The organism is Natrialba taiwanensis DSM 12281, from assembly GCF_000337595.1.
In the GTDB taxonomy this organism is placed as follows: Archaea; Halobacteriota; Halobacteria; order Halobacteriales; family Natrialbaceae; genus Natrialba; species Natrialba taiwanensis.
The window spans coordinates 1-13573 of record NZ_AOIL01000051.1; the positions used below are offsets into that span (position 1 = coordinate 1).

Consider the following 13573-nt stretch of genomic DNA (forward strand, 5'->3'; position numbering starts at 1 on the left):
GTCTTCGCACCCTACGATCACGCGCACAACGCGCGGATCGACGACGATCTCTACAACCAGCGGTCGATCTGTGAGACCGTGAACTCGGTGATCAAGCGCTCGTACGGCTCCGCCGTCCGAGCGCGAGCATGGTTCCGTCAGTTTCGTGAAATCGCTCTCACTGCTGCCGTTTACAACGTCGAACAAGCCATCAAACAGTGAAACCCGCTGCCCTCTGCGGATTCAATGAAGCCGATGAAGAGAGTACAGCGGTTACGGGTTGAGCGTCGAGTGAGGAGTGGAGGTGGAGAGCTGAGAGCTGAGAGTTGAGAACTGAGGGCTGAGAACGGAAAGTGAAGCGGTGCGAAGAGACTGGTGGTGACGGTCAGCCGTCAGGGGACGAACGCGACTCCAAACACCGACAGGAGCATGACGAGCAGGGCACCCGGGAAGCCGCCGATCGCGACGATGACGAGGACGATCGGCGTAACGGCAACTGGAAGACCAAACAGTTGTGCGAGGAATAACGCGATGAGTCCAACGACGGCGTTGACGATGAAGGGGCGGACGGTCTGGACAATCGTCGATGCGCCGACAATAACGGCAAGGACGAGGACCAGGAGGAGGATTTCGAGTCCTGTAACCATAGGCGACACTAGCGTGGCAAGGAACAAAACCATTCGGAACGGAACGAAACCCTTTATGGGCTCCACTCAAAAGAGTTGATACGGGATCGTGGGTTAGCCTGGTATACTTCGGGCCTTGGGTGCCCGTGACCCCGGTTCAAATCCGGGCGATCCCATACGGTATATAAGTGAAGCGGCTGGTTTTGCCGCTTTGCGCTCACCCTTCTCACATCGACCAGCCACCGCGTTCCGGGGGTGGTCGGGATGTCGGTAGAGTTCCGCTCACACTCTACCAGCGGCTGCTGTCGCCACTGCGGAGCCCACGTTACTGACCGGTTCCGGCGCGTCTTCGGCGACGACCAGGACCGGGCCCATCGTTGCGGTGATTGCGATTCGTACGCGCGACTGACCCGCGGGTCTGCAGCTGGCGTCGACGTTCCGATCCCCGATCCAGAAACGTCACCCGGCCGTCACGGGGGTGAGGCCGATGCGTAAGCTGGCGTTCGTTCCTGCGAGTCGGCTGTACGATATCGAGAGTCGAACGTCCATAGTCCATCCAGCCCACCAAGCGACCGACGAGGAGGTTCGACAGGCGATTGAGAACCAGGAGGACCGAACGGACGGCGGGGTCGATGTAGACGGTACTATGGTGCCCTCAATGAAGGGGGATCGGGAAAACAGGGACGAAGTCCCTGCCGAAATGACGAAATCTGCGTTTGCAGATGCTGATGGAATTCGGTCTCGTAGTGGGTTGCAGGGTGCCTACGAGGCCGGTTTGGAATTGGGAATAAACGCCCATAAACAGACTAGCTGTTTACAACTCTTGCCAAAGAGTGAAAACGGAACTACACAACCCAACTCACAATCTGAGAATTCTACGCGAAATGGAGGGGGTTCGCGATGAGCCGCCTCGTCGAATCGGACGAGTGCGAACGGTGCGGTGACCGGATCACCGGGCTTCGACGACTCTGTACGGACTGTACGCGAGCCGTACGTGACGCGCGGGAGGGACCGCTATGAGTTCTCGAGCGTCGGCGCTGGAGAGTTCGAAGGCCAGTGGTGACGCGCTCGAGCGCGGCGATCGTGACCTCGCCGCTGAACTCGAGTACGACGAGAACGGGAATCCGAAGAAGCTCCGTATCGACGCGGTTCTGTCACTGCTGAAAGGCGATAGCTTCGAGAACGCGCCAGGTCGCACAGGAGGCGATAGACGCCTGGCGGCACTCAGGGAACGACGTAGTCCTGTTCAGCAAGGTGTCGATGGTCTAGCGGGCACCTGCCGGCGGGAAAGATAGCCACCGCGTGGGTTCGATCGCCGACTGGTAGCGCAACCCTCGTGAGTGGCAACGCTCTCTCGACACTTCTTTTCAGCAACTCAGTTTGTATTCTATCGGTGACTGTCCAGTTCTGGTTGTAGTCCTCGACTCGAGGACGGGGCCGCCAGCCTGATCGCGCCGCACCGCATGCGGGCCGATTTCGCGCTACGCGCGAAACGCCCCTTGCCGGGTGTCCCCAAGGGGACAGCGCCAAAAAATTACAGCGCCTCTACCCCACCTTCGCACAATCTCCAGTTGAAGCACACGAAATGAGGGTCAGAACTAGAACAAGACCACCACTGGCTCGGCTATTGAATAAGAATGAGTTCTAATAACCTAACATATGCAGAAGGTTTAATGTCCTTTAACGTCACGAACTCATAATGAAATTTCTTGTCTATACTGCGGAACCGTTGAACGTCAACGCTCCTCTTGACAGTTTTGAGATTGGCGCAGACAAGGAGATAGCGCGATTCGTTGACACGCTTAACAAAATGGGTGTCGACCGTGTATTAGATAACGAAACTGTTTCCTTATTTGTTGAAGGCGTGAATTATAATTCAGATTCCAATATAGTGACTGCGGAGATCTACAAAATTGCTAACCAAGGTACTCCGTTGCATCAGATAAAGAAAGAAGGAGGTGAAAAAACGGTTGAAGAAATCCTTTCGAAGCATGAGGATGCTTTTACAAAAGGATTTATGGGAATTGGAAAGGTGAATGGAGATGTTCATATTATCGTTCAAAATAAATTTGGCTCATACTTTCGGAAGTCGTGCGTTGGGATGGAACTATCCCCCCAGTATTCCTCTGATACAATCAAAGCTATACAAGAATCAGAAACGATTGGGAAAACCATGATTGATTTCGGAGACAATTACGATGTCATTGCTTCTCTACTTCAACCTCCTAAGGACGAGGATCTTCGAGAAGATGATGGCTTCGGAAAAACGAATTTGTGGAATGATCTCCTCGCTATGACGAAGATGTCACGAACTCATAGGATTACTCTGGATATCAGCCGAGACGAATGGCTTGAGAATGTCGAAGTCTTTGAGGGGCTAATCAAGTCGGGGATTGTTTCTACCATCAAAGTTGTTGAGACGAAGGAAAAAAGAGTAAGACTGGGTGAAGGCGGCGATCGAGCAATTAGAAAGTATATCGAAACTACCAATTCTAGAGAAAAAGCTGTCTATCAATCCTTTTCAAATCTGGAAAATAAAATGGAATAATGATAACGAATATAGTCCGAACCACGCTAGAAGTGGTCAATTATTTAGAGGAAATTCGCTACCCCCGGACGAGGATATTAACCTATATTTTCGTGAGTATTTTTGTTGGCATATTGTTGTCCAATAGTCCAAGAGCTGTTGATTTGCCGATCCTGACCGTAGTGGCCATTCTATTCGGGTTTACGATTAATGCAGTGGTCATGTTGGGTAACTCTTCAGAACACTATATTTCGGAGAATGGGATGTACAATGACCAGCTCAAAGCCTATTACAAGAAATCGCTCTATATCTCCATTCACACCCTTGGTATCGGAATATTCACGATAATCATTACTGGACTGTATCAGCTATTCCCTGGATTCAGTATTGATCTCGTGGAGATCCAACTCTGGGGTAATATTGTCAAAGTTGAACTAATATCTGCTTTTGTCTATTCACTGATTGTTTATTATTTGATGGTGTTTTCGCTTGTGATTTCTTCAGCAGCAGAATTGGTCAAAATCCGGGTTTAGTCTACCACGTTGCTTGATCCATTGTTTTGATGTAACTCCTCGGGGTTGCACGTCGGCAAAATCGGTTTCCCGAATATGCACACGAGTTCAAGCAGGCCGTGTGCATATCTCGTGTCGATCGACCTCGCGAAACCAGATTCGTCTCTGGTGGGCCGACAGGTTCGGCCGGGTTTGGGCCGATATGGGCCGTTCAGTGAGTCGAAAAACTAGGATTTCGGGGGTCGTGTGTACGAGCATGCGAATCCGAACGGACGGTGACTATGCGTATCGACGAGACGCTATCGAACGTGCAGCCGACTTCTACGACTGTAACAAGACGAAGGCGGTCGTGAGTGCCTGCGATGACGTGCCCCATTTCGTCCAGGCGGCTCGACAGGTGCTCGCCCGTGATGATCTGACGCTCGAGCAGCGCCGGGAGATCGCCGAGACGTTATCGACGAGAGCAGTGAATTTCGAGGTCAACACCGAGATTGTCGTCAACACCGAATAGACTGCGTCGAGGGTGTCATATGACGGTTCGCATATCCATCCTATGACTACCCAACAAACGGTAAATACAGGTGGGCGACGTATCGCAATACAATATGACTCATACGCCAACTGTCAAAAACAGCGTGCAACATTCAGAGGACAGCACGACAGTTCCGTTTGTTTCACCAGAGCTACTTCGGACCGGCGTCCCGACTCCGGTCAAGCAGCCACCGACCGAAGCTGCTCGAGGCGCACCTCAAGCGGGGGATGCATCGCACGAAAACCACCCGGATCGCCGTCTTCGTCGAGTGTCGGCAGGACGTTGACTGCACTTCGCGACCGAGTGTGACGGAGGTCCATCGCTGGTCGTCGCGAGCGACGCTCAGCGAGGCGCTCGAGAGCCGACGCGAGCGTGCCCGGATTGCCGGTTGCCTCGACTGCAGCTCGATCCGCAGCGAGTTCACGGCCGCGAGAGAACACCCCCAGACCGACGAGCGCGACGGCCGTGAGCGTCCAGCCAAATGGATCGAATTGCCACTTCTCGTCCTCGTCGTTCTCGTAGACGAACTCGGCGGCGAACAGCGGGACGAGTAGCCACGAGGTCAACTGCAGATCGTCGTTCCCCACATGTGCGAACTCGTGGGCGAGCACGGCCTCGATTTCCGTCTTCGAGAGCGTTCTGACGAGTCCTCTTGAAACCACCACGAACGGCGTCCCCTGCCGTCGAATAGCGACGACGGGATCAGTCGGTCCGTACGTCGTGTACGCAAGTGGTTCATCCGACGGATGTAGTCGGACCTCGGGCGTAACGACACCAAACTGTATGCCAAGTCGCGTCGCCGTAGCCTCGAGCTTCCGGGCCGTTTCGGCGTCGACTGCGTCGGCGCTAACAGTTTCCTCGAGCAGATGCTGTCGCTCTCGCCTGATTGTGTGGGCGATGACGAGTACAAAGCAGGGGAGGGAAAGGACGGAGCCGGCGGCGAGCGCCCACAGGAATCGCGTCTCAGTGAACTCTAGCAGCCCGAGTTGCATCGGGAGGACTATGAGGAACGCTGCAACGAAGACCGTGACCGTATATGCGCTCACGAGCAACGCCCCGACAGTGATAACGGCCGCGAGAACGGCACGGACGGCCAGACCGATTGGTCCTGTCAGTCGCATATCAGGGCATCACCCGGCGAAGCAAAAAACAGTTCGACTCCTAATCGTTCTCGTCGGTGGAAGTACTACTGCTCTCAGTCTGTGCCGCATATGCGCCCTGTCTTCATCACGACTTCTCGAAGAGATTCGCTGATTGATAGGAATCTCGGCGGTCAATAAGCAGGTGTAGGGAGCGGTCTATTCAGTCCAGAAGGGTCGAAAGGAAACGTGTGCGAATCGCTCTATGACTCCCCCAGTGATCACCTATCGATGTTTGGAACTCCAACACACGGTATGTTTGAATCACCAGCAATCTTTTGCAACCAGCGGTGTAATCATGGAGTATGAGCCTCACTACCGACGACTTTGCTGAGTTCATGGCCGGTGATCCGGAGGATGACGAAGAGGTTCCGCTGGGGGACGCCCTCAACGAGTTGGCCGTCGATGTTGAAGTGGACGCTGTCGAAGAGGTACGGGACGTTCGCGAGCGGTTATGAAGTTCTTTCTCGATACAAACGTCATTGTCGCTGCTGTCACAAAGGACACCGAACGGTCCGATACCGCCGTCCGTGCACTCAACGAGTTCGATGAGACCTATACATCTGTATTGAACCTCATGGAACTCCGAACCGTGCTCACGAAAAAGAAGAAGATCGAACGGGACCGTGTCGATCAAATCGAGCAGCGAATTAGTTCGCGAGCGACGGTTACGTTCCCCGATGCGTCGGATATGGTTGCGGCAAATCAATTGCAAGAGGAAACCCTTCTGTACCCGATGGACGCGATTGTTCTTGCCGCAGCGAACGCCATCGATGCGACACTCGTCTCGTTCGATGGCGAACTGCGAGAGCACGGGGCAAAACAACCACAAGAAATCGTCTAAAGAGCCGGAGATACCGGTTAGAAAATAGAGTCGATAGAGATTTTGGCCTGCTGGGTCCCACGGTGATCACCGCTGCCGTGCCAGCGAAGTAGGTATACCGAGAACGACGCTAGGACGAAGATCGGCGCGAGCACGCTGTCTGTCACGTCAATACCGTCTTCCCGACGAATCGTGTCAGTAACGTACTTCTGTGGTAGACTGAGTGTCATACTTCCCCGCGTGGAACCTCCATGCACGAAAACCTCAGCAAAACCGTGGTACAGCCTTGGTGACACCTTGGTATCGCCGATAGTCGCCAACCTTTATACGAAGGCGGGTTGCCCGCCGGATATGGCGCTGAACAGACTCCGAAAACTCGATCAGAACTCGCTCGGTGTAACGCTTCCAAAGGACGATCTTCGTGTCGAAGGACTGCTCGACGAGAACGGCGACCTACAAGACGAGCATCACATTCACATTCGCCATGTCGCCGAGGGCGAATGGAAACTTGAAATAATTGGAAAATAAATTGGGAATATGTCGATATAATAGCGAAAGAAGATAATATGCCTGTTGTACCTTCACTTGATAATGAGTGGTCAGCTTTGATGAATTTTAGATATTATGGAGCCGTTCCTTCCTCACTATTTAGGATAGTGTCTGTTGGGTTGTGAATGATTGTTATTTCATAATCGTCTCCAGATGAAATTTCACTGCCGTCAAGAGCCTCAATATCGAGAGAGTCACCAACAGTGAATGTATCTCCGGTGTCAAAGTTGGGCATTTCCACGTCACCACTAGAGAAGCCATTATTTGCGTCTAACGTAACTTCTCCACTGTCTGACTCGAGTTGAACTTCAACTTCATCTGCTTCAACTTCGTCACCACCTTCATGATTGAAGGTACCAAGTACCTCAACACCACCACTACTACCATCCCACGCAGCATTTGATTCATATCCAATCTGACCATTTGGTGTAGAATCACCAATGCTGTCACCCATATCCAGCACAAACGCTGCAATCACAGCCGCGAGAATGACGGTGATTGCGACCATTAGGATGACTCCAATAACGGGCGATACTGCACGCTCTTCTTCGTTGCCAATCAGCTTGGCGCGGTATTTTGTAAGATCCATTGTTTGCTTCGTTTTCGTTTACGCACCCACCAACGGTGAGAANCGCTCTTCTTCGTTGCCAATCAGCTTGGCGCGGTATTTTGTAAGATCCATTGTTTGCTTCGTTTTCGTTTACGCACCCACCAACGGTGAGAAGACGTATTCCGGATACCCTGGTAGGCATCCGGTGCCGTTCGAGGGGGTTGGAGATCGCAGTCTCGATCGTCGTCTTCTCGTCGTCTTCCGGTGCTGATAGCAACCAGTGGAGTACCGGTATATATAACTAATCGATAGTGTACTCTTTTGGGTCACATCAGGTACTCCATGGGTTTCAGATCTGATAATCAAGGCCGTGCAGAGAGCTTACAGCACCCCCTTGAACCCACGCCGTCTTGCATTCTCACATCTGATAGTGTCGACGGCAAGAATTTTGTCGGTTTACTCAAACTACCATCCATGGAGTGGGACCAGCCGGTGATCGACGAGCGCGAACTCGCGCGCACCTACGATGGGGGTGCATATGCCGATCCGTGGACCGCCGTTCTCGACTACCAGGCGGTTATGCGCTACGCGAGTCACCACCCAGACAACGGTTCCTACGCGATCTCGACGGCACTCGATATCCCGCGGTCGCGAGTTCGCCCGTGGACCGAGAACAAGAGCAAGCCAGACCCGGTTCGAGGAATCGAAACCGCTCGGGACTGCGGGTGGCTCGACGCGACGTACCGCGATACCGAGTTCACCGTACTGAACACGCTCGTCGCGAATATCTTCTCGGGTGGGTCGATCGATGCTGAACGGTACCAGCCGTGGTTTGCGCTCAATCACCGACACCGGCGCTCGCACGTGATCGACGTGCTCGAGGAAACCGGTCTTGGATTCGAGTTCTACCACGAAGATGATGCGGGCCGCGCAACAGAGGTTCGGCCAACGGAGGGTGCGACCGTACTCGGCCGAACGCTCGCCGTGTTGGGCGCGCCGCTCGGTTCGAAGACCGAAATTGAGGATCTAACGCTTCCCTGGTATCTCGAGGAGGCCCCATACGAGACGCGCGAAATGTTCGTCCTCGCCTATCTTGCAAACCGAGCGATCCACCATCGAGACAAGGATACGGTCCATATTCAGGAAGAACGCCCACAGTCCTATCTCGACGAGCTGGCTGCGCTTATCGAAGACGTTTCGAAAGAAGCGGTGACCGTAGGTGAACAACAGGTGACGATCTCGGCCGCCGCTGCACGCTCACTTGGGCTACAGCCGCGGTATCGAACGCCGGCAACGACATCGGAATAGCGGGTCAGTGGAGCGATGACGAGAACAGCCCGAGTACGATTAGACTCCAGCCGACGAGCCCGATCCCGTAGAAGAGAAGTCGCACCCGAACTGAGAGGTTCGGGGATGACCCCGGCCAGATATCCATATCGTCCCCCATCAGGTGTAATCCTGAATCGTCATTGTACCCCGACCCTCCGGCAGGGGCCTGTGCAGCAGCGCCACCGCCGAGTGCGACGAGCAGAACCCCGAGAGCAGCCAGTCCGAGGATGAATGGCCCGGAATAGGTAAGAGCGTACACGAGCCCAACGGTCAGAAGCCCCAATACGCCGGTATCCATCACCAGCGGTTTCAATAACCGAGTTAGATCCATAGTCACAAGTGTCAACAATTGTTGAAAAGGTTATCAACTTTTCTGTGTCCTGCGATGAATTTGCAGTCCCATTTAACGGTCAGTTCGCCGCAAAAGAGAGTGGAACTAACACTCTGCGTAGTGTGAAAAGTTCTACTATAATTGATCAGATATTTGCTTGGAATAGCGAGGGAGTCATAGAACGTTTCACATACCTTCTCGGCGACCCCCCGACGGGCGATAAGTACAGGGTATGTACGTACCAAGTGTGGATGATATTTTCGACAGTGTTAATTATGTGTTTTAAGAGTATATACACCAATGACGGAAGTCAACCTCGCTCGTGCTCGGATCGAGGACGGGAAAACAGACCGTCTGCGTTCATGGTTCAAAGAATTACACGAACGAGAGTCCGAAGTCATAGAAACCCTCCGACACGAACGAGTCTATACAGAGACGGCGTTCATCCACTCATCTGGCGATACAGCATTCCTCTACGTGTATATGGAAGCCGAAGACCTAGGGGAGGCAGACGAAGCCGGTGATAAAGAGGAGTACGAGATTGACGAAGAACACCACGAGGTGTTGCGAGATTCTCTCATCGGCGATTGGGAGACACTGGAGACGATCGGACATTTCACAAACCCCTCTCTGCGTTGACCGGACTGGAATGAGTTGTACGCAGGCCCATTTAGCGGTCAGTTCACCGTAAAAGAGAGTAGAACCAACACTCTGGGTAGTGTGGAAAGTTCGACTACGAATTGATCAGATTTCTCCTGTAGCCTGTCTGCAGAAGAGATTTCATATGAATCCATTGTTCTTAACTATCAGACGGAGAGACTAGATTTCATGAGTATTCTACTTCAAATTGCTGCGGTCATATCAGTAGTACTCGGGTTGGCCTATATTGCTGTCCCACAAACGATGCATCGTTTTGACTTACGATACCTCCGTGGCAACTCGTCTAAACTATCTAAAAAAGAAGTCTGGCTCTATCGTTTGGTTGGAATGGCACTTATTGTGTTAATGTTGTCACGGCTGTCCTTCTAGATCCTCGGCGTCGAGTTCACCTGCGAGATACGCGCGCCCCCGAGAACCAATCAACGGCGCGCACGGCGAGTCCGCGGTCCCACAAGTGTGAGACCATGACGAACCAGACACGCAACCACGGTAAGCGTATCGAATTTTTCAATCACAGCCGCCCGCGAATCCGAGCGGGCCGCGCGAATCGGCACGGGTGACGGCGAGTGATCACTCCGGAAGAGATGACGCCACGCAAGGCGTGGCAACGGTATCTCGATGGGCGGCGTACGGAGATCACCGACGAGTCCGCGGCGACGTACCACTACCGGCTGAAACTGTTCGTTGAGTGGTGTGAGAACAGCGAAATCGAGACTGTTTCGGAACTCTCCGGATGGATTCTCGATCAGTATGAGAGTTTCCGTTCCGGACAGGGTGTTGCTGCGACGACGCTCCACAACGAGATGGAGACGCTACAGTCGTTCATCGAGTACCTGGAACGGATCGAAGCTGTCGACGATGGCCTCGCTGATCGGGTAAACATTCCCGAGGTCCCCGACGACGAGAAGTCACGGGAAACCAAGCTGGCGGCCGATCGTGCATTGCCGCTCATCCGGTACTATCACTCGAGCGAGCAGGCAGGTTCCCGAAACCACGTGCTACTCGAGGTTGCCTGGCATACGGGTGCGCGGTTGGGCGGGATCCGCTCGCTGGACCTTCGGGACATCAATGCGAGCGAACAGAGTATCGAGTTCGTTCACCGGCCGGAGACGGACACACCGCTGAAGAACAAACGATACGGCGAGCGGATCGTGGCACTTCGAGACGGCGTCGCGAAGACGCTCCGGCAGTACATCCAGTCCGACCGGTGGGACAAACACGACGAACACGGCCGCCAGCCGTTGTTCACGTCGCTCCAGGGCCGCCCGTCGACGAACACGCTGCGCGCCTGGATGTACGCAGCGACGTTTCCCTGCGTCCGCGGTTCCTGCCCGCATGGCCACGAGCCCGAGACCTGTAAGTTCCGGAGTCACACCCACGCGAGCAAGTGCCCTTCGGCGAGATCGCCACACCACGTTCGAACCGGTTCGATCACTTGGCATCAGGATCGCGGTGTTCCGCGAGAGGTGACGGCGGAACGGGTGAACGCTTCGCAGGACGTTATCGATCGGTACTACGACAAGGCGACCAAGCGCGAGCGGATGGAGCTTCGGCGCCGTCCGCACCTCGAAAAACTCGAAATCGAATGAGAGACATGACGACAAAAATGACGACGAAATTCAGCAGTTCGATCGCGGTACAGTCCGGCGAAAATCGTCCTAGTTCCTATCCGGGCGATCCCATATTGCTGTCGCGAACAAATTGGTGAACGGCAGGAGTGGCCAGCGATCCGCTGCGACCTGACGAGAGGCGGTGTCGACCGATCGGAACCGAGCGGGCCGGTGAACGGGAACGCTGTGAGCGAATCAGTTACTCCTCGTCGATCCGTTTCAAGGTGGCCCAGACACCGAAACACGAGGACGACGAAAACGGCGAACGTAACCACTTCGGGTCACTTCACACCCGATCGCACGATGGCTGTGCGACCGGTGTGAGAATCGTTGCGGTTGGTACTCTAGTCGACGGTTCATGGAACTGTCTTCGGGGCTGGTTACGTGTTTGCGGTCACCGCGGGATCACTGTGGACGATCGGTTACTGCTGGTAACGAAAACGAGAACGTCGATCCGTCGCCGGGTGTAGAATCAACCCAAATTTCGCCGCCGTGGCGTTCGACAATTCGCTTACAGAGAGCGAGCCCGATTCCCGTCCCTGACGTTTCTTCATGGGTGTGGAGCCGCTGGAACACTTCGAAGATGCGATCTTGATCCGCGGGATCGATTCCGATGCCGGTATCTCGAACCGAGATGATCCACTTGTCAGTATCGCGTTTCGCGGAAATACTGATCCGGGGCGGCTCGTCGCCGCTATACTCGATCGCGTTCGAAAGCAGGTTCTGGAAGAGTTGTCGTAACTGTCTCTTATCGCCCACAGTGCGCGGTAGTTCCTCGGTTTCGATAGTGGTGCCAGTCTCGGCGAGTTGGAGTTCGAGATCCTTTCGAACGGTCGCAAGCACCTCGTCGAGAGCAACGGGTTCGAGCGATTCGCCCCGCATATCGACGCGCGAGTATTCGAGTAGCCCCTCGATCATCGCTCGCATTCGCTCCGAACCGTCGATCGCGTAGCCGAGGAACTCGTCGGCGTCCTCGTCGAGTTCACTCCCGTAGCGACGCTCGATAAGTTGCAGATAGCTCGATACCATTCGGAGCGGCTCTTGAAGGTCGTGGGAGGCCGCGTACGCGAACTGTTCGAGTCGCTCGTTCGATGCTTCGAGTTGCGCCTGGGTTCGTTCGAGAAGACGGTTTTGTCGTTCGAGTCGGTAGGCGTGTGTTTTCGCCTGTGCAGCGTAGGTCCCGACGCCGTATCCGGCGACAGAACTGAATCCAGTGAGGATGAGAACGGATCGGACCGGGTTAGAGATCACCGGACCGGGCTGGAGGTTGTAGAGCACGAGAATGGCGAGCATCACCCCGATGCCGACGAGACACCAGCCCGCGATAGTGGCGTAGAATCGCGGGTGAATGTCAGTCCGGGGCAATCGATACCCGCCGCCGAGAAGGACGATGCCGGGCCCGGCAATGAAACTGGAGACGACGAGGATGCTCGAGAGGGACAGTTCCTGGGCAACCGGCAAAGAGACCCAGATTACAGCAAGTGCGAGGTACAGGACGCCGAGCGTGAGGATAACGGTTCTCCCACCAGTACTAGTTCCCAGGCGATCCCACGAGAGCATGACAATACGTGTGGATCAAGGCTGATTATAGACCTTGTGTGTTAATAGTGAGTTACCCCCGTACCGGTCCTGCAAGCCGAACGACTACCCTCACCCGCAGTACACGCTACAGGCATGACGGCTCGTCGAACCGGCGTTCAGACTGCGCTGAAACGATGGTTCGTCAACGGTGTCGCCGTGACGATTCCACTCGTGATTACGCTCGTTATCTTGCTCGTCGTCGTCGATTTCGTCCTCAGCGTTCTCTCGCCCGTCGTCGACGGAATCATTTACACGCTCCCGAACGACCCACCGACCGCAGTCGTTCAACTGGTGACGCTTACGTCGCTGGTCGCCTTCTTCCTCCTCGTCGGTATTATCGCGGACTACACTCCCGGCCGATACATCTCGAAACGAGTTCACGCCACGATGGAAACCATTCCCGGCATCAGCACTGTCTACGAGAGCGTCCGCCGGGCCAGTCGGCTGTTGCTCGACGACGAGACGGACCAGTTCAAGGACGTGAAACTCGTCAAGTTCCCTCACAGAGATGCCTACACGCTCGCCTTTCTCACCGCAACGACGCCACCCGTGATCGAAGGCCAACTCGACAGCGGTGCGATGGTGACGGTCATGGTTCCGCTCGGACCGAATCCGACGACTAACGGCTTCGTCATGCACATGCCTGCAAAACACGTCTACGACGTGGACGTCACCGTCGAGGAAGCCATTCGATCCATCGCGACGCTGGGTGTTGCCTCCGGCGAAATCGGAACCGAGACGGAGACCGAACCGTCCACTCCCTCCGAATCACCGGTTTAGTGCATGAAATACAGCATCACGGACGGTCACTATCGACCGTCCGGC

At 54.6% G+C, this 13573-nt stretch carries 18 protein-coding genes, 1 tRNA gene and 1 pseudogene; 14 read left to right on the forward strand and 6 right to left on the reverse strand.

What is annotated here, in order from left to right:
• On the forward strand, positions 1-201 hold a 201-nt coding region (locus C484_RS14875), incomplete at its 5' end, for an IS5 family transposase (RefSeq protein WP_006826726.1).
• A 170-nt stretch (positions 202-371) separates the two neighbouring features.
• Here the strand turns inward: C484_RS14875 and C484_RS14880 are convergent.
• Positions 372-626, reverse strand: coding sequence for a pro-sigmaK processing inhibitor BofA family protein (locus C484_RS14880; protein WP_006826727.1), 255 nt, complete (start codon positions 624-626; stop codon positions 372-374).
• Between the two features lie 82 nt (positions 627-708).
• On the opposite strand from C484_RS14880, the gene C484_RS14885 reads away from it, so the two are divergent.
• From C484_RS14885 to C484_RS14905, 6 genes and pseudogenes are all read left to right on the forward strand, one after another.
• Positions 709-781 (forward strand) — tRNA-Pro (locus C484_RS14885).
• A gap of 88 nt (positions 782-869) precedes the next feature.
• Positions 870-1100, forward strand: coding sequence for a DUF7563 family protein (locus C484_RS24420; protein ID WP_083867355.1), 231 nt, complete (start codon positions 870-872; stop codon positions 1098-1100).
• Between the two features lie 599 nt (positions 1101-1699).
• Positions 1700-1874 (forward strand): annotated as a pseudogene (locus C484_RS25190) (DNA-binding protein); the annotation flags it as partial.
• Between the two features lie 430 nt (positions 1875-2304).
• On the forward strand, positions 2305-3153 hold the full coding sequence (locus C484_RS14895) for a hypothetical protein (protein ID WP_006826729.1): 849 nt from the start codon (positions 2305-2307) through the stop codon (positions 3151-3153).
• Positions 3153-3665: an ABC transporter permease gene (locus tag C484_RS14900; protein ID WP_006826730.1), complete on the forward strand. Its 513-nt coding sequence runs from the start codon at positions 3153-3155 to the stop codon at positions 3663-3665. The genes C484_RS14895 and C484_RS14900 overlap by 1 nt, the downstream gene beginning before the upstream one ends.
• A gap of 235 nt (positions 3666-3900) precedes the next feature.
• Entirely contained in the window at positions 3901-4155 is a 255-nt protein-coding gene (locus C484_RS14905) for a DUF7692 domain-containing protein (protein ID WP_006826731.1), read from the forward strand.
• Between the two features lie 200 nt (positions 4156-4355).
• On the opposite strand, the gene C484_RS14910 is transcribed toward C484_RS14905, so the two are convergent.
• The gene (locus C484_RS14910; RefSeq protein WP_006826732.1) at positions 4356-5297 is read right to left on the reverse strand and encodes a M48 family metallopeptidase; all 942 of its coding nucleotides are present in this window, start codon (positions 5295-5297) and stop codon (positions 4356-4358) included.
• 323 nt (positions 5298-5620) lie between these two features.
• Here C484_RS14910 and C484_RS23720 point away from each other — a divergent pair, with 323 nt between their 5' ends.
• On the forward strand, positions 5621-5773 hold the full coding sequence (locus C484_RS23720) for a hypothetical protein (protein ID WP_006665045.1): 153 nt from the start codon (positions 5621-5623) through the stop codon (positions 5771-5773).
• Entirely contained in the window at positions 5770-6159 is a 390-nt protein-coding gene (locus tag C484_RS14915) for a type II toxin-antitoxin system VapC family toxin (RefSeq protein ID WP_006826733.1), read from the forward strand. The genes C484_RS23720 and C484_RS14915 overlap by 4 nt, the downstream gene beginning before the upstream one ends.
• Positions 6160-6176: 17 nt before the next feature.
• Here the strand turns inward: C484_RS14915 and C484_RS14920 are convergent, their stop codons facing one another.
• Positions 6177-6368 (reverse strand): hypothetical protein, encoded by a 192-nt coding sequence (locus tag C484_RS14920; protein ID WP_006826734.1) that lies wholly within the window; start codon positions 6366-6368, stop codon positions 6177-6179.
• A 121-nt stretch (positions 6369-6489) separates the two neighbouring features.
• Between C484_RS14920 and C484_RS23725 the strand changes: the two genes are divergently transcribed.
• Positions 6490-6666, forward strand: a complete 177-nt coding sequence (locus C484_RS23725; protein WP_006826735.1) for a hypothetical protein — start codon at positions 6490-6492, stop codon at positions 6664-6666.
• A 94-nt stretch (positions 6667-6760) separates the two neighbouring features.
• On the opposite strand, the gene C484_RS22430 is transcribed toward C484_RS23725, so the two are convergent.
• On the reverse strand, positions 6761-7276 hold the full coding sequence (locus C484_RS22430; RefSeq protein WP_083867357.1) for a type IV pilin: 516 nt from the start codon (positions 7274-7276) through the stop codon (positions 6761-6763).
• 435 nt (positions 7277-7711) lie between these two features.
• Between C484_RS22430 and C484_RS14925 the strand changes: the two genes are divergently transcribed.
• On the forward strand, positions 7712-8545 hold the full coding sequence (locus tag C484_RS14925) for a hypothetical protein (RefSeq protein ID WP_006826736.1): 834 nt from the start codon (positions 7712-7714) through the stop codon (positions 8543-8545).
• 4 nt (positions 8546-8549) lie between these two features.
• On the opposite strand, the gene C484_RS14930 is transcribed toward C484_RS14925, so the two are convergent.
• Positions 8550-8897 (reverse strand): hypothetical protein, encoded by a 348-nt coding sequence (locus tag C484_RS14930; protein ID WP_006826737.1) that lies wholly within the window; start codon positions 8895-8897, stop codon positions 8550-8552.
• A 300-nt stretch (positions 8898-9197) separates the two neighbouring features.
• Here C484_RS14930 and C484_RS14935 point away from each other — a divergent pair, with 300 nt between their 5' ends.
• Together C484_RS14935 and C484_RS14940 are read left to right on the forward strand one after the other, a co-directional pair.
• Entirely contained in the window at positions 9198-9536 is a 339-nt protein-coding gene (locus C484_RS14935) for a DUF6176 family protein (protein WP_006826738.1), read from the forward strand.
• 605 nt (positions 9537-10141) lie between these two features.
• Positions 10142-11146, forward strand: coding sequence for a tyrosine-type recombinase/integrase (locus C484_RS14940; protein WP_006826739.1), 1005 nt, complete (start codon positions 10142-10144; stop codon positions 11144-11146).
• A 426-nt stretch (positions 11147-11572) separates the two neighbouring features.
• On the opposite strand, the gene C484_RS14945 is transcribed toward C484_RS14940, so the two are convergent.
• Positions 11573-12727, reverse strand: a complete 1155-nt coding sequence (locus tag C484_RS14945) for a sensor histidine kinase (RefSeq protein ID WP_006826740.1) — start codon at positions 12725-12727, stop codon at positions 11573-11575.
• A 114-nt stretch (positions 12728-12841) separates the two neighbouring features.
• Here C484_RS14945 and C484_RS14950 point away from each other — a divergent pair, with 114 nt between their 5' ends.
• The gene (locus tag C484_RS14950) at positions 12842-13528 is read left to right on the forward strand and encodes a DUF502 domain-containing protein (RefSeq protein WP_006826741.1); all 687 of its coding nucleotides are present in this window, start codon (positions 12842-12844) and stop codon (positions 13526-13528) included.
• Positions 13529-13573: the final 45 nt, after the last annotated feature.